At 70.3% G+C, this 17,445-nt stretch carries 17 protein-coding genes; 9 read left to right on the top strand and 8 right to left on the bottom strand.

Annotated features, from left to right (window positions below):
• Positions 1-3 precede the first annotated feature (3 nt).
• Entirely contained in the window at positions 4-1,530 is a 1,527-nt protein-coding gene (locus tag IEY79_RS02450; RefSeq protein WP_189105544.1) for a glycoside hydrolase family 3 protein, read from the top strand.
• Positions 1,531-1,660: 130 nt separating this feature from the next.
• Here IEY79_RS02450 and nagB read toward each other — a convergent pair whose 3' ends face one another.
• Positions 1,661-2,443 (bottom strand): glucosamine-6-phosphate deaminase, encoded by a 783-nt coding sequence (nagB, locus tag IEY79_RS02445; protein ID WP_189105543.1) that lies wholly within the window; start codon positions 2,441-2,443, stop codon positions 1,661-1,663.
• Positions 2,444-2,623: 180 nt separating this feature from the next.
• Between nagB and IEY79_RS02440 the strand changes: the two genes are divergently transcribed.
• The gene (locus IEY79_RS02440; protein ID WP_189105542.1) at positions 2,624-3,712 is read left to right on the top strand and encodes an SIS domain-containing protein; all 1,089 of its coding nucleotides are present in this window, start codon (positions 2,624-2,626) and stop codon (positions 3,710-3,712) included.
• Positions 3,713-4,029: 317 nt separating this feature from the next.
• On the top strand, positions 4,030-5,523 hold the full coding sequence (locus IEY79_RS02435; protein WP_229700584.1) for a PAS domain-containing sensor histidine kinase: 1,494 nt from the start codon (positions 4,030-4,032) through the stop codon (positions 5,521-5,523).
• Positions 5,524-5,753: 230 nt separating this feature from the next.
• On the opposite strand, the gene IEY79_RS02430 is transcribed toward IEY79_RS02435, so the two are convergent.
• Positions 5,754-6,011 carry a WhiB family transcriptional regulator gene (locus tag IEY79_RS02430; protein WP_004937597.1) on the bottom strand — a complete coding sequence of 86 codons (258 nt, stop codon included), beginning with the start codon at positions 6,009-6,011 and terminating at the stop codon, positions 5,754-5,756.
• A gap of 317 nt (positions 6,012-6,328) precedes the next feature.
• Positions 6,329-7,297, bottom strand: coding sequence for a diacylglycerol/lipid kinase family protein (locus IEY79_RS02425; protein WP_189105540.1), 969 nt, complete (start codon positions 7,295-7,297; stop codon positions 6,329-6,331).
• A 102-nt stretch (positions 7,298-7,399) separates the two neighbouring features.
• Between IEY79_RS02425 and IEY79_RS02420 the strand changes: the two genes are divergently transcribed.
• Positions 7,400-7,828 (top strand): hypothetical protein, encoded by a 429-nt coding sequence (locus IEY79_RS02420; protein ID WP_189105539.1) that lies wholly within the window; start codon positions 7,400-7,402, stop codon positions 7,826-7,828.
• 96 nt (positions 7,829-7,924) lie between these two features.
• Here IEY79_RS02420 and IEY79_RS02415 read toward each other — a convergent pair whose 3' ends face one another.
• The 3 genes from IEY79_RS02415 to IEY79_RS02405 all read right to left on the bottom strand — a co-directional run bounded on the left by IEY79_RS02415 (position 7,925) and on the right by IEY79_RS02405 (position 9,819).
• The gene (locus tag IEY79_RS02415) at positions 7,925-9,007 is read right to left on the bottom strand and encodes an RNA polymerase sigma factor SigF (RefSeq protein WP_373292441.1); all 1,083 of its coding nucleotides are present in this window, start codon (positions 9,005-9,007) and stop codon (positions 7,925-7,927) included.
• Positions 8,896-9,309 (bottom strand): ATP-binding protein, encoded by a 414-nt coding sequence (locus tag IEY79_RS02410; RefSeq protein WP_189105538.1) that lies wholly within the window; start codon positions 9,307-9,309, stop codon positions 8,896-8,898. The genes IEY79_RS02415 and IEY79_RS02410 overlap by 112 nt, the downstream gene beginning before the upstream one ends.
• Positions 9,310-9,558: 249 nt before the next feature.
• Positions 9,559-9,819, bottom strand: a complete 261-nt coding sequence (locus IEY79_RS02405; protein WP_189105537.1) for a UBP-type zinc finger domain-containing protein — start codon at positions 9,817-9,819, stop codon at positions 9,559-9,561.
• A gap of 36 nt (positions 9,820-9,855) precedes the next feature.
• On the opposite strand from IEY79_RS02405, the gene IEY79_RS02400 reads away from it, so the two are divergent.
• Positions 9,856-11,454 (top strand): Na+/H+ antiporter, encoded by a 1,599-nt coding sequence (locus tag IEY79_RS02400; protein ID WP_189105536.1) that lies wholly within the window; start codon positions 9,856-9,858, stop codon positions 11,452-11,454.
• Here IEY79_RS02400 and IEY79_RS02395 read toward each other — a convergent pair.
• Both IEY79_RS02395 and IEY79_RS02390 read right to left on the bottom strand, forming a co-directional pair.
• Positions 11,433-12,431: a 1-aminocyclopropane-1-carboxylate deaminase/D-cysteine desulfhydrase gene (locus tag IEY79_RS02395; protein ID WP_189105535.1), complete on the bottom strand. Its 999-nt coding sequence runs from the start codon at positions 12,429-12,431 to the stop codon at positions 11,433-11,435. The genes IEY79_RS02400 and IEY79_RS02395 overlap by 22 nt on opposite strands.
• 74 nt (positions 12,432-12,505) lie before the next feature.
• Positions 12,506-13,096 carry a peptidoglycan recognition protein family protein gene (locus IEY79_RS02390; RefSeq protein WP_189105534.1) on the bottom strand — a complete coding sequence of 197 codons (591 nt, stop codon included), beginning with the start codon at positions 13,094-13,096 and terminating at the stop codon, positions 12,506-12,508.
• A 256-nt stretch (positions 13,097-13,352) separates the two neighbouring features.
• On the opposite strand from IEY79_RS02390, the gene IEY79_RS02385 reads away from it, so the two are divergent.
• From IEY79_RS02385 to IEY79_RS02370, 4 genes are all read left to right on the top strand, one after another.
• Positions 13,353-14,759, top strand: coding sequence for a family 2B encapsulin nanocompartment shell protein (locus IEY79_RS02385; protein ID WP_189105533.1), 1,407 nt, complete (start codon positions 13,353-13,355; stop codon positions 14,757-14,759).
• Between the two features lie 137 nt (positions 14,760-14,896).
• The gene (locus IEY79_RS02380) at positions 14,897-15,937 is read left to right on the top strand and encodes a family 2 encapsulin nanocompartment cargo protein polyprenyl transferase (protein ID WP_189105532.1); all 1,041 of its coding nucleotides are present in this window, start codon (positions 14,897-14,899) and stop codon (positions 15,935-15,937) included.
• A 158-nt stretch (positions 15,938-16,095) separates the two neighbouring features.
• A complete protein-coding gene (locus IEY79_RS02375) occupies positions 16,096-16,674 on the top strand; it encodes a dihydrofolate reductase family protein (RefSeq protein WP_189105531.1) in 579 nt (192 codons plus the stop codon).
• 99 nt (positions 16,675-16,773) lie between these two features.
• Positions 16,774-17,214: a DUF6304 family protein gene (locus IEY79_RS02370; RefSeq protein WP_189105530.1), complete on the top strand. Its 441-nt coding sequence runs from the start codon at positions 16,774-16,776 to the stop codon at positions 17,212-17,214.
• Positions 17,215-17,445: the final 231 nt, after the last annotated feature.

The following is a 17,445-nucleotide window of genomic DNA, read 5'->3' as shown; positions in this document are numbered from 1 at the left end:
CGTATGACCACTCTCACGCACAGCTCGGACACGCTGACCCGCGACGCCCTCGCCGTCCTCCAGCCCGGCTTCCACGGCACCACCGCCCCGGACTGGCTGCTGCGGCGCATCGGTGAAGGTCTCGCGTCCGTCGGTCTCTTCGGCCGCAACATCAGCTCACCGGCCCAACTGGCCGCGCTCACCGCGCAATTGCGGGTCGAGCGGGACGACATCCTCGTCGCCATCGACGAGGAGGGCGGCGACGTCACCCGTCTCGAAGTACGTGACGGGTCCTCCTTCCCCGGCAACTACGCGCTCGGTTCCGTCGACGACGTCGACCTCACCCGGGCCGTCGCGCACGAGCTGGGCAGCAGGCTCGCCGCGTGCGGCGTCAACCTCAACTGGGCGCCGTCCGCCGACGTCAACTCGGACGTCAACAACCCCGTCATCGGCGTCCGCTCCTTCGGCGCCGATCCGGCGCTCGTCTCCCGCCACACGGCCGCCTATGTGGAAGGGCTCCAGTCCGCCGGGGTGGCGGCCTGCACCAAGCACTTCCCCGGGCACGGCGACACGGCCGTCGACTCGCACCACGCGCTGCCGCGCATCGACGTGGACTCCGACACACTGCACGCCCGTGAGCTGGCACCTTTCCGGTCGGCGATCATCGCGGGTTCCAAATCGGTGATGAGCGCGCATATCCTGCTCTCCGCGCTCGACCCGAACCGCCCCGCGACTCTCAGCCCGCGGATCCTGACCGGGCTGCTCCGTGAGGAGCTGGGCTTCGGCGGTCTGATCGTCACCGACGGCATCGAGATGCAGGCCATCGCGTCGACGTACGGCATCGAGCGCGGCTCCGTCCTCGCCGTCGCCGCGGGCGTCGACGCGATCTGCGTCGGCGGCGGTCTGGCCGACGAGGAGACCGTCCTGCGACTGCGCGACGCGTTGGTCACCGCGGTACGGGAAGGCGAACTGCCCGAGGAGCGACTGGCCGACGCGGCGGCGCGGGTACGCGCCCTCGCCGACTGGACGCTCCGGGTGAGGGGGGCTTCGGGGCCGGGCGCGGCTGCACAGGAGGGGACCGCGCCCGGCAACGGCGGCTCCGCCGGAGGCGCCGGCATCGGTCTGGTCGCGGCGCGGCGCGCCGTGCGGGTGACGGGCACGGTCGAACCTCTCAAGGAGGCGCCCTACGTCGCCTCCTTCGCGCCTGTCGCGAACATCGCCGTCGGTGAGGAGACCCCCTGGGGTGTCGCGGCCGAACTGGCGGCGCTGCTGCCGGGCACCGAAGCGGGTACCTACGGCGGCGCGAACAGCGCGGCCGAGGTGCTGGCCGCCGCCGGGGAGCGCAGGATCGTCGCGGTCGTACGCGATCTGCACCGGCACTCCTGGATGGCGTCCGTGCTGGACGGCATCCTCTCGGCCCGGCCCGACACGGCCGTCGTGGAGATGGGTGTCAACTACGCCGAGCCCACCGGGAGTCCGCACATCGCCACGTACGGCGCCGCGCGCGTCTGCGGCCGGGCGGCGGCGGAAACCCTGACGGGCCGCGTCTGAGCACGCGGCCCACACGCACGACGGAGGCCGGGGACCTTGGGGGGTCCCCGGCCTCCGTCGTGTCCCGAGGTGTCTGGGGCCCGCTCGCGCGCCCGCGAGCGGCCGCCGGACGGGACTTTCGGAACACGCCCTAGATGCCCTGCCAGTCCGGCTTGGCGGCGTACGTGTCGCGGAAGTAGTCGGCGAGCTTCAGCTTGGACGCGGCGGCCTCGTCGACCACGACCGTGGCGTGCGGGTGCAGTTGCAGCGCGGACGCCGGTACGACGGCGGCCACCGGCCCCTCCACGGTCTGCGCCACCGCCTCGGCCTTGCCCTCGCCGGTGGCCAGCAGCACCAGGTGCCGGGCCTCCAGGATCGTGCCGATGCCCTGGGTGATGACGTGGTGCGGGACCTCGTCAAGGCTGTCGAAGAACCGGGCGTTGTCCTGCCGGGTCTGGCGGGTGAGCGTCTTGATACGGGTACGCGAGGCGAGCGACGAGCACGGCTCGTTGAAGCCGATGTGCCCGTCGGTGCCTATGCCCAGCAGCTGGAGGTCCACCCCGCCGGCCTCGGCGAGCGCACGGTCGTACGCCTCGCACGCCGCCTGTACGTCCTCGGCGGCGCCGTCCGGCCCCATGAACGCGCCCTCACCGAGCCCGAGCGGCTCGACGACCTCGCGCAGGACCACGGAGCGGTACGACTCCGGGTGCCCGGCCGGCAGGCCGACGTACTCGTCCAACTGCGCGATGCGGGCGCCCGACGCGTCCACCTCGCCGGCCCGGACCTTGGCGGTCAGCGCCTGGTAGATGGGCAGCGGGGTCGAACCGGTGGCCACCCCGAGCAGGGCGTCGCGCTTACGGCGCAGCAGGTCCGCGATGGTCTCCGCGATGAGTTCGCCGCCCGCGTCGGCGTCCTGGACGATGACAACTTCCACGCTGCGCCTGCCGATCTGGTGAAGGGTCCTGTGACAAATGTGGTATAGACCAATCTAGCAGAGCGTGCCCCGGTGGCGAGGCCCCTTCCGCTGGCGGGGGAACGGGTTCCCGTGGTCGACTTGTGCGGGCCCCCTGGGCGCCGCTCCCCGGCCATCTTCAGCCAACTGGAGGCACCCGGCATGTCCGCGACGAATCCCTCCGCAGAGGCCGCGCGGCTCGCGCGGACCGATCCACCGGGCCGGATGATGGCCACCGAGATCGCCGAACAGCCGGCGATCCTGCGCCGCATCCTTACGGAGGGCGCGCCGCGCATCCGTGGCGTCGCCCGTGAGATCGCGGCCCGCGGGCCCCGCTTCGTCCTGCTCACCGCGCGCGGCTCCTCCGACCACGCCGCGCTCTACGCCAAGTACCTGCTGGAGATCCGCCGGGGCATGCCCTGCGGGCTCTCCTCCATGTCCACGACGACGGCGTTCGGCGCCCGGCCGGACCTCCGCGACGTACTGGTGATCACGGTCAGTCAGTCGGGAGGCTCGCCGGACCTGGTGGACTCCACCCGGGCCGCGCGCGCGGCCGGGGCGATCACGCTCTCCGTCACCAACAACCCGGACTCGTCCCTGGCCGCCGTGTCCGAGTTCCACATCGACATCATGGCCGGCCCGGAGAAGGCCCTCCCGGCGACGAAGACGTACACGGCCTCCCTGCTCTCGCTCCACCTCTTCGTCGAGGGCCTGGGCGGCGGTGACGGGTCCGCGGCGAACGTCCTGCCGGACCTCGCGGAGCGGATCCTGGACCGCGCGGACGAGGTACGCACCCTCGCCGCCCGCTACCGCTTCGCCGAACGGATGGTCATCACCTCGCGCGGCTACGGCTACCCGACGGCCAAGGAGGCCGCGCTCAAGCTCATGGAGACCAGCTACATCCCCGCGCTCGCCTACTCCGGCGCCGATCTGATGCACGGCCCGCTCGCCATGGTCGACAACATCTCGCCGGTCATCGCCGTGGTCACCGACGGCAGGGGAGGTGAGGCGCTCCAGCCGGTCCTGGAACGGCTGCGCGGGCGGGGCGCGGACCTGTGCGTCATCGGGCCGGCGTCCGAGATCATGGCGGCTTCGGCGGGATTCGCCCTTCCCACGGAGGGCGTGGCCGAGGAGGTCCAGCCGCTCCTGGAGATCCTGCCGCTCCAGCGGCTGGCGTACGAGATCGCCATGGCCCGGGGCCAGGACCCGGACGCGCCGCGCGCGCTGGCCAAGATCACCGAGACCCGCTGAGCGGCCCGCTCCGGCCCCCGGAAACACCCACGGGCCGCGGCGCCAGGACGGGACCCTCAGCCCGTCCGGCACCGCAGCCCGGAGTTGCTACGGCCACGAAGGCCGTGAGAGAGGTATCGACGCAGTCAGGGCAGAGAGCGCCGGTTACCCCGTTCCGTCCTCCTGTGCGGGGAGGACGGAAGCTTTACCCAAGCATTGTGGACTAGACCATTCCCGTCTGTCCATCGATCGGGGAGGGCATTTTCCAGCCCATCCACGACCACGTGGAGCGGGCCGTCCCGGTTCACCCCACGGGTACGCTCGCACCTGTGCCCTCCATGAACGACCTCGTGCGCCAGCACACCGCCCTGACCGAGTCCGACCTCGAATGGCTCCATCTGCTGGTCTCGGAGTGGCAGCTGCTCTCCGACCTGTCCTTCGCCGACCTCGTCCTCTGGGTCCCCACCCGCGACGGCGCCCGTTACGTCTCCGTGGCCCAGATGCGCCCCAACACGGGCCCCACGTCCTACCAGGACGACATGGTCGGCCACCTGGTCCCCCGGGGCCGCAGACCGCTCCTGGACGCCGCGCTGGACGAGGGCCGGATCGTGCGGGAGGGGGACCCGGAGTGGCGCGAGGAGGTCCCGGTGCGGGTCGAGTCGATCCCCGTACGGCGCGAGGGCCGCGTCCTCGGCGTCATCGCCCGCAACACCAACCTCCTCACCGTGCGCACCCCCAGCCGGCTGGAGCTCACCTACCTCCAGTCCGCCTCCGACCTCGCTCAGATGATCGCCGCCGGATCGTTTCCCTTCCCCGGCCAGCAGGTCGACATGGACGCCTCGCCCCGCGTCGGCGACGGTCTGATCCGGCTCGACGCCGACGGCCTCGTCCAGTACGCGAGCCCCAACGCCCTCTCCGCGTATCACCGGCTGGGACTCGCGTCCGACCTGGTGGGACACCACCTCGGACAGACGACCGACGAACTGGCCCCGGCGCGCGGCCCGGTGGACGAGGCCCTGGTCAAACTGGCCAGCGGCTACGCCCCGCGGGAGACCGAGGTGGAGAGCGGGGCCGGCGTCATCCAGTTGCGCGCCATCCCGCTCAAGCCCAAGGGCGTCCGGATCGGCTCGCTGATCCTCTGCCGGGACGTGACCGAACTGCGGCGGCGTGAGCGCGAGTTGATAACGAAGGACGCCACGATCCGGGAGATCCACCACCGGGTGAAGAACAACCTCCAGACGGTCGCCGCGCTGCTCAGGCTCCAGGCGCGCCGGATGGACTCGGAACAGGGCCGTGAGGCCCTCAACGAGGCGGTGCGGAGGGTCGGTTCCATCGCCATCGTCCATGAGACGCTGTCCCAGAATCTGGACGAACGGGTCGAGTTCGACGAGATCGCGGACCGGGTGCTCGCGATGGTGTCGGAGATCTCGCCCGGCAAGACGGTCCGCCGGACGGGCCGGTTCGGGATCCTGGACGCCGAAGTGGCCACGCCGCTCTCGATGGTCCTCACCGAGATCCTGCAGAACGCGCTGGAGCACGCGTTCGCGACGGGGGAGCGGGGCACGGTCGAGGTGCACGCCGTCCGCAGCGGCGGGACCGGACCCAAACGCCCCGGCGACGGCGGCCGTTCGGACGCCCGGCTGCTCATCACCGTCCAGGACGACGGGCGAGGACTGCCCGAGGGCTTCGATCCGCGGCGGGCCGGCAATCTGGGTCTGCAGATCGTACGGACGCTGGTGGAAGGCGAGTTGGGCGGCGGGTTCGACATGCTGCCCGGGCAGGAGCGGGGCACGCGGGTGATCCTCGACATCCCGGTGGAGCCGCACAAGTAGTCGACCCGTGGTCCACACGCACAAGTGGCCGAGCGGCAGAGGCAGTCCGGAGCGCGCGAGTGGACGAATCCGCCGGTCACAGCAACGAGCCCCGGACCGTGATGACGGTCCGGGGCTCTGCCTCAAGCTCTGTTACGTTGCGCATCGGGGGGTACTGCGCGCTGCGGTTCGGGGGCGGGGTTATGCGTACACGCTGTACGCGCCGCCGTGCTCAAGGTCGGTGCGGGGGCTCAGGCGGTCGCGTTACGCGCCCGGTTGCGAGCGGCACGGCGCTTCATCGCGCGGCGCTCGTCCTCGCTGAGGCCACCCCAGACACCCGAGTCCTGACCGGACTCGAGCGCCCACTGCAGGCACTGCTCCATGACGGGGCAGCGACGGCAGACGGCCTTGGCTTCCTCGATCTGCAGCAGCGCAGGACCGGTGTTGCCGATGGGGAAGAAGAGCTCGGGGTCTTCCTCGCGGCAAACGGCGTTGTGACGCCAGTCCATGGCTGCTACCTCTCTTGGTGTTACGTGCGGATTGCTTGTGAATGTGAACGCTTTCACGAATCCCCCCGCAAGGGAAGGGCTGACTCCCAGATGAACTGGTGTCGTCCAGGTTTGAGGAGGGGGTTCTGGAGCTCAGTGGAGGCCGGTGTTGCGGGCCGTCCCGAGCGCCATGTAGAGATTCGCAAACCTCGGCTGCGGATACAACCCCTTCAGGAAAGTTTTTTTTGATTCCTCGGTGTCGACTCGGTCACAGCCGTACTTCCATGGGGTGGAGGCCAGCCTAAACGTTCGAGTGAAAGGACTTTCCCTACTTCCACTCACACAATCACACGCAGTGCACGGCGTACGCCTGTGAACGTCACGCTCGTTCGCAGTCCCAGGTGGTCGCCATCCATCTGGAAGGGCAGCGGGACCTTCGATTGCAAGGTGAAGTCCGTCAGGTCGTGAAGTGAAACGGCGTGCTTGCCGTGCGGGCCCCGTTCGGGGGTCGAATTGAGCAACTGCGTCGCATAACGCGCCACTGCCGGAGTCGACAACTTGCTCAGTCCCAGTACATCCAGAGCGGTGTCGAACGAGGCCGCCGGCGACGCGTACAGCGGACGATTGCCCAGGTAGGACCAGGGGGCGGTGTTGCAGACTATCGACAGCACGAGATCACTGACCGGCTTCTCGCCGGGCCGCTCAAGGGTGATCATGCCGCGCCCGCGATGAGGTTCGTCGAGGAACTGCCGTACCACTTGGCGGACATAGAGCGCGTGCGTCGAACGCTTACCGCGCTCCCGCTGTTGTTCGACCCGGCCGACCACTCCCGCGTCGAATCCGAATCCCGCGCAGAAAGTGAACCAGCGCGAAGGAACTGATTCGTCGTCGGTTCCCGGAGTCCCGGCCGCCAGTCCCAGACCGACAGTGCGTTCGCTCCGGTTACTCAGCGCATCCAGAATGGCGCCGGTGGCTTCCACGGCGTCATTGGGCAGCCCCAGCGCGCGGGCGAAGACATTCGTCGAACCGCCCGGCACGACCGCGAGTCTCGGCAGCCGGTCGGGGTCGGGTCCGCCGTGCAGAAGACCGTTCACGACCTCGTTGACGGTGCCGTCGCCGCCGAGGGCCACGACCAGCTCTATGTCGTCGGAGTCGGCCGCGCGCCGCCCCAGGTCGCGGGCGTGCCCCCGGTACTCGGTCGTCACGGCCTCCAGCTTCATCTCGCTGGCCAGCGCGTGGATGAGTACGTCCCGTGTGCGGGCACTGGTGGTGGTTGCTGCCGGATTGACCACAAGGAGTGCGCGCATACCGAGGAGATTACCGGCCAGGGACCCCCGCGCCCTCCTCGGGCGGTCCGCGCCCGCCCGGGGGCCCGCCGCTCACCGGGAACCGGCCGCTACGCTGCTGGGGTGAGCAGCGCTGACCAGAACACCCCGGACCCGAGCCCGCGACCCGGCCGGCTGACCGCCGCGGCCGCCTGCGCGGGGCTCGAAGCCCTCGCGCTCGTCGCCGGCGGCGGGTATCTGCTCGTGATGGGTCTGCTCGGGCGGCCCGACAGCCCCCAGCAGGCCGAGATGGGCGGTCTCACCCTCATGGCGCTCGGTCTCATCCCGCTGTTCGCCGCCCGCGGACTGCTGCTGCGACGCGCCTGGAGCCGCGGCCCCGCCGTCGCCACCCAGATCATGGCGCTGCCTGTCGCCTGGACGCTGCTGCGCTCCAGCGGCGCGCTGATTCCGGCCGGGATCGCGCTCGCCGTGATCGCCGTGTCGGCGCTGGTCCTGCTCGTCAGCCCGACGACCACGCAAGCGCTCGGCATCAGGGGCCCGGACCGCGCCTGAGGGCCGTTCCAGCCCGCCGCGGCCGTCGTCCGGAGCGAGCGGTCGTCCGCCGCGATCGCCGGACGCCGCTGAGCCTGTCCGGCGATCGGGAACGGGTCACTCCTCCACGAGGAGCTTCTCCCGCAGTTGCGCCAGCGTTCGTGCCAGCAGTCGCGAGACGTGCATCTGGGAGATGCCGACCTCCTGCGCGATCTGCGACTGGGTCATGTTGCCGAAGAAGCGCAGCAGCAGGATCCGCTTCTCCCGCGGCGGCAGGTCCTCCAGAAGAGGCTTCAGCGACTCGCGGTACTCGACGCTCTCCAGCGCCTCGTCCTCGGAGCCGAGCGTGTCCGCCACCGCCGGGGACTCGTCGTCCGTGTCCGGCACGTCCAGCGACAGGGTGCTGTACGCGTTGGCCGACTCCAGACCTTCGAGGACCTCTTCCTCGGAGATGCCCAGACGCTCCGCCAGCTCGTGCACCGTCGGCGAACGGCCGTGCTGCTGCGAGAGCTCCGCCGTCGCCGTCGTCAGCGACAGCCGCAGCTCCTGGAGACGGCGGGGCACGCGCACCGCCCAGCCCTTGTCGCGGAAGTGCCGCTTGATCTCGCCGACGACCGTGGGCGTGGCGTACGTCGAGAACTCGACACCCCGCTCCGGGTCGAACCGGTCCACCGACTTGATCAGGCCGATCGTCGCGACCTGCGTCAGATCGTCCAGCGGCTCGCCGCGGTTGCGGAACCGGCGGGCCAGATGCTCCACGAGCGGCAGATGCATCCGCACCAGCTGATTGCGCAGCAGCGCCCGTTCGGGCGAGTCCTCGGGCAGCTTGCGCAGCTCGATGAACATCGCCCGCGCCCCGCTGCGGTCATGTGGATCGTGTTGCTTGTGCTCGCTCATCGTGGCCGCCCGCTCTGCCTGCGCCTGCTCCGCCCCGGCCGTCTGGCCGTCAAGCCCGTCCACCGGATGGGGCCGGGCCTGCTGCTCCGGAATGCCCGACGGCACGAGCGCCGGGTCCACCGGAACCTCATGCCCTTCGCGCGGATCCTGGGGGACCCGCTCCTCGTCACGCACCGGACCGTCCCCGTTCCTCACGCCGGCCCGGGTCCCGCGCCGCGCTGCTTGTACAGGCTGATGGCGACCGTGCGGTCGTCGGCGACCGTCGCGTCGACCTTGCCCGCGAGCGCCGAGAGCACCGTCCACGCGAACGTGTCCCGCTCGGGCGCGCGCCCGTCGGTCGTCGGCGCCGAGACGGTCACCTCGAGAGAGTCGTCGATCAGCCGGAACACACAGCTGAGGACGGAACCCGGTAGGGCCTGTTGCAGCAGGATCGCGCAGGCCTCGTCGACCGCGATGCGCAGGTCCTCGATCTCGTCGAGGGTGAAGTCCAAACGTGCTGCCAGTCCGGCCGTGGCCGTACGCAGCACGGACAGGTAGGCACCCGCAGCGGGCAGCCGGACTTCCACGAAGTCCTGGGTCCCGGGCTCGCCTGCGATCTGGGACACCCTCACCTCCAAGGTGGCACAAGCTTTCAGGGCTCCGGGAAGGGAAACCCGAAGCCTTGCGGTACGTAGTCGGTACGCAGCCGGTCTGGACTGGCGACGCTATCGCGATCCATGGTCCCGTGTCGCAGGGACCCCCGGGCCGGGGCCGAGCTGTCAGTTACTCATAGTAGGCATATGTGCACGGACAGTGGCTAGGGGTGTGCGGCAATCAATTGCGAAGAACGGGCGGATGGTTGACGTACCCAGGCCTCAGACGATCGAACCGTCGACAAAGCACCATCGCCATGTCTCGCCCTCTTCGAAGGTACGCATCACGGGGTGGCCCGTGTCCCTGAAATGCTGCGAGGCGTGTCGGTGTTGCGACGAGTCGCAGCACCCCACATGTCCGCAGACCAGACAGAGCCGCAGCTGTACGTGGTGGCTGCCGGACTCCAGACACTCCAGGCACGTGTCGTTCAGCGGCACTGCCTCGGGGCGTGGGAGGTCGGCAACGTGCTGGCACTCACTCATGATGGCCAGATTACGACGCTAGTGGAGGACCGTGCGATGGACCCGTTGCAGCTGATCGCCCTGGTGGCGGTAAGCGCGGTGATCGCGGCGGCGGCCAGAAGGACGCCCGTGCCGCCTCCGCTGCTGCTCGTCACGGCGGGACTTGGCGCCGCGTACCTCCCGGGCGTGCCCAGCTATGTGCTCGACCCGGACGTCGTCCTGCCGCTGCTGCTGCCGCCCTTGCTGCACATGGCCGCCGTGGACAGCTCGTACCTGGACCTGCGGGCCAATCTGCGGGCCGTCGGTCTGCTCTCCGTGGGCTACGTCCTCTTCGCGACGCTCGCCGTCGGCTATCTCGCGTATCTCTTCATCCCCGACCTGCCACTGACCGCCGCGCTGGTGCTCGGCGCGGTCATCGCGCCGCCGGACGCGGTGGCCGCCACCGCGATCGCCCGCAAGCTCGGGCTGCCGAGCCGGATAACGACGATCCTGCAGGGCGAGTCGCTGGTGAACGACGCGACCGCGATCACCGCGTTCAAGGTGGCGCTCGCCGCGGCCGTCGGGGAAGGGGCGAGCTGGGCCGGCGGGATCGGCGAGTTCGCCCTGGCCTCCTTGGGAGGCATCGGCGTCGGCCTCGTACTGATGGTGCCGCTCCACTGGCTCCGTACGCACCTTCGTGAGGCGCTGCTCCAGAACACGCTCTCGCTGCTCATCCCCTTCGTCGCCTACGCGGCGGCCGAACAGGTCGGCGCGTCCGGTGTGCTGGCCGTCGTCGTGGTCGGGCTCTACCTCGGACACCGGTCCTGGCAGGTCGACTTCGCGACCCGGCTCCAGGAGGACGCGGTGTGGAGGATGGTCTCCTTCGTCCTGGAGTCCGTCGTCTTCGCCCTGATCGGGCTCCAACTGCCCTATGTACTGAAGGGGCTCGGCTCCTACGGAGGCATGGAGGTCGCCGGCTACGCCGTCGGGGTGTTCGTCACCGTCGTCCTGGTCCGCTACATCTGGGTCTATCCGGCGACCTTCGTGCCACGCTGGCTGTCGCGGCGGATCAGGGAACGGGAACCGGACACCAACTGGAAGGCGCCGCTCATCGTCGGCTGGGCGGGCATGCGCGGCGTGGTGTCGCTGGCCATCGCCTTCTCCATCCCACTGACCGTCCACGACGGCGACGACTTCCCGGCCCGTAACCTCGTCCTCTTCCTGACGTTCACGACCGTCATCGGCACACTCGTCGTCCAGGGCCTCACCCTGCCCGTGCTGATCAGGAAGCTGAAGCTGCCGGGGCGTGACCGGTACGCCGAGACGCTGGCGGAGGCGCAGGCGCAGAGCCGGGCGTCGCTGGCGGCGGAGCGGCGGCTGGACGAACTGCTCTCCGACGAACGCAACGCACTCGCCGAGCCCCTCGTGGAACGGCTCCGCAACGTGCTGGAGCGGCGGCGCAACTCCGTGTGGGAACGGCTCGGCACGGTCAACGAGATCACCGGCGAATCCGCCGACCACACCTACCGGCGGCTGTCGAGGGAGATGATCGGGGCCGAACGCGATGTCTTCGTGACACTGCGCGACGAGCGGCGGATCGACGACGAGATGCTGCGTACGCTGCTGCGCCGGCTGGACCTGGAGGAGGCGGCGGCCTACCGGGAAGAATCCGACTGATCCGCGTCGGCCGGCTGATCCCCGCCGTCCGTCCGGGCCTCGCCGGCCGGCTCCGGCCGTCCGGTGACCACGGCGGCCACCGTGCTGCCCGGCGGGAAGGCACCCTCCTCGGCCAGAGTGGTCAGCCCGAGGAGCATCTTGGCCACGTAGAGGCGCTCGACCGGGAGGCCGTGCCGGTCCTCGAAACCGGCGGCGAAGGCGTCGAGGGAGGGTGTCGTACGGGCGTAGCCGCCGCCGTGGAAGCGTTCGTCGAGACACCAGTCGCCCCGGGGGCCGCCGAACGCCGCCAGCTGGAGCGCGCGGACCTCACCGGCCAGGAAGCCGCCCTTCAGCACGGGGAAGCCGACGGCGCGCTGCCCGGGGGCGAGACCGGCGGCCAGGCCCGCGAGGGTGCCGCCGGTGCCGCAGGCCACACCCACCACGTCCGCCACGCCGCGCAGCTCCTGCCCTAGGGCCGTACAGCCGCGCGCGGCAAGGGAGTTGCTGCCGCCCTCGGGGACGACGTACACGCGCTCACGGGGCACCGGGAGGCCGTCGACGGCGGCGGTCAGCAGCGCCCCCAGTACGGAGGGCTCCGCCTTGCGGCGGTAGGTCGCCCGGTCGACGAAGTGCAGGCGCATACCGTCGGCGACGCACCGGGCGAGGGAGGGATTCAGCGGGCGGGCGGCCAGCTCGTGGCCCCGTACCACGCCGACCGTCGCGAGGCCGAGCAGCCGCCCCGCGGCGGCGGTGGCGCGCAGATGGTTGGAGTACGCGCCGCCGAAGGTCAGCAGGACGCGGTGGCCGCCGTCGGCGGCGGCCCTCAGATTCGGTTCGAGTTTCCGCCATTTGTTGCCCGGCAGCGCGGGGTGGATCAGATCGTCCCGCTTCAGCAGCAGCCGTACGCCGCGGCGGGTGAAGCGCTCGTCCTCGACCGCCCGCAGGGGCGACGGCAGCCGTGGCCGCAGGGCGGCGAGGTCGAGCGCTTCCGGGGTCACACATCCATTGTGGGTCCGGCGCGGCCCGGACCCCGCTCCCTGATCCGGCCTGGTCGGCAAGACACCCCCAGCCCTCAGCTCAGCCGCTCGTCGATCCGTCGGCGCAGACCGGCCATGGAGACGCCACGGGGGTCGATCTTGCCCGGCTGCCACTCCAGGTGGCCGATGACCGAGGGGGCGTTCCATTTGTGGACCCGGCAGACGGCCGCCGCCGCGGCCTCCATGGCCTCGACCTGGACCGCGGGCCACGGGTCCTTGCCGTCGCCCAGGTTCTCGCACTCGAAGCCGTAGAAGTGCCTGTTGCCGTCCGTGTTGGCCTCGTTGTCCGCCGGCAGGGCCCTCTCGGCGATCACGGCCCGCAGGACGTCGTCGTCGCCGCTTCCGGCGTGGTTGGCCCGGCCGTAGCCGACCAGATGGACCTTGCCGTCCTTGGCGATGACGCCGTGGCACAGCGGCCCGGGGAGTCCGGAGTAGCCGTCACGACAGATACGGACGGTGTTGGCGGTGCCCTTGGTGACCGTGTGGTGGATCATCACGCCGTGGACCGGGCCCCAGGGCCCGACGTGGTTGCGGTTGTGTGTGCGCCAGTCGCCGACCTCGACGACGGTCAGACCCTCGTCCTTCAGCGCGCGGATGAAGCTGCTCGCAGACATGGGGGTGGCCATGTCGCCTCCTTGACGGGTGGATGTGGAGCGTTTCGTATCGCTGGCTATTCCCCGAACACCGTGGAGTGGACCATCAATTCGCACGCTGTACGAGCCATTCCGGTCACTTTCGGCCGCGACTGACCGTTGATGACAGGAACCGCAAATGTGCCCCGACGACCGTGATCCAGTCCCACTCATTTGTGTGATGGCGTGCCGACTGGAGCTGGTGAAAGGCTTGTTCACGCAGGTCAGCCCATGATTGAGAGGGAGACTCATGTCGGTTGGTGACGAGGTCCGTACGGTTGAGCCGCCTTCCCAGCAGAGCCTGGGGACGGCCGCGGCGCGGAACCTGGCGACCACCACGAAGTCAGCTCCGCAGATGCAGGAAATCAGCTCGCGGTGGCTGCTGCGGATGCTGCCGTGGGTGCAGGTGCAGGGCGGTACGTACCGGGTGAACCGACGGCTCAGTTATGCGGTCGGCGACGGGCGCGTGACGTTCGTGCAGACGGGCGGCCGGGTGGCGGTCGTCCCGGCGGAGCTGGGCGAGCTGCCGGCGCTGCGTGATTTCGAGGACGAGGAGGTCCTGTCCGAGCTGGCGAACCGCTGCGAGCAGCGGGAGTTCGAGGCGGGCCAGACCGTGGCAGCCTCCGGCGATCCGGCGGACCGGGTCTACCTGCTGGCCCACGGCAAGGTGGAGAAGGTGGGGGAGGGGCCCTACGGGGACGAGACGGTGCTCGGCGTGCTCGCCGACGGGGCGTACTTCGGCGATCAGGCACTGGTCGACGGCGACGCCACCTGGCAGTACACGGCACGTGCGGCGACGGCCTGCACGGTGCTGGTGCTGACGCGGCAGGACGTGCTGAACCTGGCGGAGCGGGCGGAGCCGCTCCGCAGGCACCTGGACAGCCTCGCGTCCATCCCGGAGCAGCGCACCAACAAGTACGGCGAGGCGGCGATCGACCTCTCCGCCGGCCATGTGGGCGAGGCCGTGGTGCCTCATACGTTCGTGGACTACGAGGGGGCGCCGCGGGAGTACGAGCTGAGCGTCGCGCAGACCGTGCTGAAGGTCCACAGCAGGGTCGCCGACCTCTACAACCAGCCGATGAACCAGACCGAACAGCAGTTGCGGCTCACGGTCGAGGCGCTGCGTGAGCGCCAGGAGTACGAGCTGGTGAACCACCGGGAGTTCGGCCTGCTGAACAACTGCGACTACGGGCAGCGCATCCAGCCGCACGACGGCGCGCCCACCCCCGACGACATGGACGAGCTGCTGTCGCGCCGCCGTGGCTCGAAGTTGTTCCTCGCGCATCCGCGGGCCATCGCCGCCTTCGGACGCGAGTGCAACAAGCGGGGGCTCAATCCGGCCACGGTGGATGTCGCGGGCACCCATGTGCCGGCCTGGCGCGGTGTGCCGATCTTCCCCTGCGACAAGATCCCGGTCTCCGACGCCCGGACGACATCGATCATCTGTATGCGTACGGGCGAGACGGAGCAGGGGGTCGTCGGCCTTCAGCAGAGCGGCATCCCGGACGAGATCGAGCCGAGCATGTCGGTCCGGTTCATGGGCATCGACGAACAGGCGATCATCTCGTACCTGGTCACCGCCTACTACTCGGCCGCGATCCTCGTGCCGGACGCCCTCGGCGTCCTGGAGAACGTGGAAGTGAGCCGCTGGGGCTGAGCCGAGAGGCGCGGATGGGGCCCGGAGCGTGTCCGTCCGTACGGCCGGGCCCCACCCGCGCGCGCCGAGCCGGGTCCGCACACGACCCGGCTCCCCTCCTGGTTCCCCAGTCCGCCGCAGAGGAAGTGACCCCGACCATGACCAGCACGGATGCCGCCACCGATGGCCACGAGGCCGTGGCGCTCCTGGAGCGTTCGCGTAGCGTCGTCCAGCCCGAACTGCGCGCGGCCGTCGAGTCGTTGCCCCCTGCCTTACGCCGCGTCGCGAGATATCACTTCGGCTGGCAGGAGGCCGACGGATCGCTCGCGTCGGGCGGTGCGGGCAAGGCGATCAGACCCGCCCTCGTTCTGGCGGCGACGCGGGCCCTCGGCGGAGAGCCGCACCGCGCGGTCCCGGCCGCGGTCGCCGTGGAGCTGGCCCACAACTTCACCCTGCTGCACGACGACGTGATCGACGAGGACCCGACCCGCAGACACCGGCCCACGGCCTGGACGGTCTTCGGTACCACCGACGCGATCATCGTCGGCGACGCCCTGCACGCGCTGGCGCTGCGGCTCCTGGCCGAGGACCGCCATCCGGCGTCGTCCCCGGCCGCCGGACGCCTCACCGCCTGCATCATCGAGCTGTGCGCCGGACAGCAGACGGACTGCGCACTGGAGCTGCGCGGGCCGAACGATGTCTCGCTGGACGAGTGTCTGACCATGGCGACGGCCAAGACCGGTGCGCTGCTGGGCACTTCGTGTGCCCTCGGTGCGCTCTACGCGGACGGGGACGACGAGGCGGTGGCGGCGCTCGACGCCTTCGGCCGGGAGGCGGGGCTGGCCTTCCAGCTGATCGACGATCTCATCGGGATCTGGGGCGACCCGGACCGGACCGGCAAGCCGGCCGGTGCCGATCTGGTCGCCCACAAGAAGTCGCTGCCGGTCGTCGCCGCACTGGTCTCGGGGCACCCGGCCGCCGAGGAACTGGCGGATCTCTACCGGCGGCCCATGGACGAGGCCGCCGTCGCGCGGGCCGCCTCGGCGGTCGAGCGGGCCGGCGGACGTGACTGGGCGCAGGCCCAGGCGGCGGACCGGATGGCCCGCGCGGTCCACCAACTGTCCCTGGCGGTACCGGATCTGGCGGCGGCGGGTGATCTGCTGTCCTTGGCCGAATACGTCACACGGCGTACGTACTAGGCCGCTCAACGGACCCTGCCCGACGGGGAGAAAAGAGCTTGCGTGACCACTACGTGTGAAGCACTATGGGTGAAGTGGTCAAGGTCGCGTACTCCGGACGGGATCCGGGGTGCGCCGGCCGTGACACCTTCTGTCACCCATCGCGAAAGAGGACCGGCTTGCGCAAGCTCACGTATTTCATCGCCGTGTCGATCGACGGTTTCATCGGCGACCCCAGCGGCGAGGCGGACTTCTTCACCCGCTACGTCGACGAGGAGTTCTTCGGCTTCCTCAAGGAGGAGTATCCGGAGACTCTGCCGACCCCAGGCCGTCAGCCGCTCGGCATCGACCACCGGGAGAACAAGCGGTTCGACACGATCATCCAAGGCAGGGGCTCGTACGAACTGGCCCTGGAGATGGGCGTCACCAGCCCGTACGCGCACATGCGCCAGCTTGTCGCCTCACGGACCCTCACCGGCACCGACCCGGCCGTGGAGATCGTTTCCGGGGACGTCGCCGCCAGGGTCAGGGAGCTGAAGAAGGAGGAAGGTCTCGGGATCTACCTCTGCGGCGGCGCCAACCTCGCCGGTGAGCTGATCGACGAGGTGGACGAACTGGTCATCAAGACGTACCCGCTCATTCTCGGCTCCGGGATGCCCATGTTCGGCGCCGCCTTCGCCCAGCGGGAGTTCGCCCTGGAGTCCAACCGCACCTTCGGCAACGGAGTGGTCGTCAGGACGTACGGCCGCACGGTGTGAAGCGGTGAAGGGCTGAAAACAGCGGAGCCGGGGGCCCGGACTTGCTCAAGCGGTGACCCACGCGGCGGTGGAGGGTCCCGTACCGCTACAGTCCGCGCCATGACAGCGGAGTCGACGGAGTCATGGGCGGGTTGGTATCGGGACCGCCGCGGTGCGGAACCCATCGCGATCACCGCGGACGGGCGGCAAGTCCGCACCCACATCAGGGGAGTTGCTTACGAGGGAGCCGATTTCTCCGTGCTGGAAGCCACGGAGGCGGGCGGGGTGCTGTCCTCCTGCGTGCTGGAGTGGGACATACCCATGCCCGTGAACACGGGCGGCACGGTCCAACAGGCCACGCTCAGCTGCCTGCTGACGCTCGGTGAGCGCCCGTCGGGCTCGCCCTCGGGGCGCGCCGAGCTGAGCCTCACACTGCGCTGCGGCGGGGCGGCCTACGAGTCGGGCATAGTCGGGGCGGGGTTCCGGGACGCCCTCGACCGGATCAAGCGACAGCTGCCGGACGACACGGAATTCGGGGGCAGGATCCTGGCGAACGCCTGACCTTCGCCCCGCCCTCGCCGGGTCGGAGGCAGCCGATCGTCGCCCTGGCGCCGCCCGGTACGCGCGTCGCGCCGGTCCCGGCCGCGCGGCGGCGCTCGGCGTGCTGAGCGCGCGGTTCCTCTCTCCAGCTGGGCTCCACGGCCCGGCCCGACCCGGTCATGTGACGGGCCGTCACTGTCGGGAGCCGGCGAACCCTCGTCACACGAGGGCGGTGAAACGCACTCCGGGCGT

The organism is Streptomyces camponoticapitis (genome assembly GCF_014646115.1).
In the GTDB taxonomy this organism is placed as follows: domain Bacteria; phylum Actinomycetota; class Actinomycetes; order Streptomycetales; family Streptomycetaceae; genus Streptomyces; species Streptomyces camponoticapitis.
This window is presented reverse-complemented; position numbering and strand designations above follow the sequence as displayed.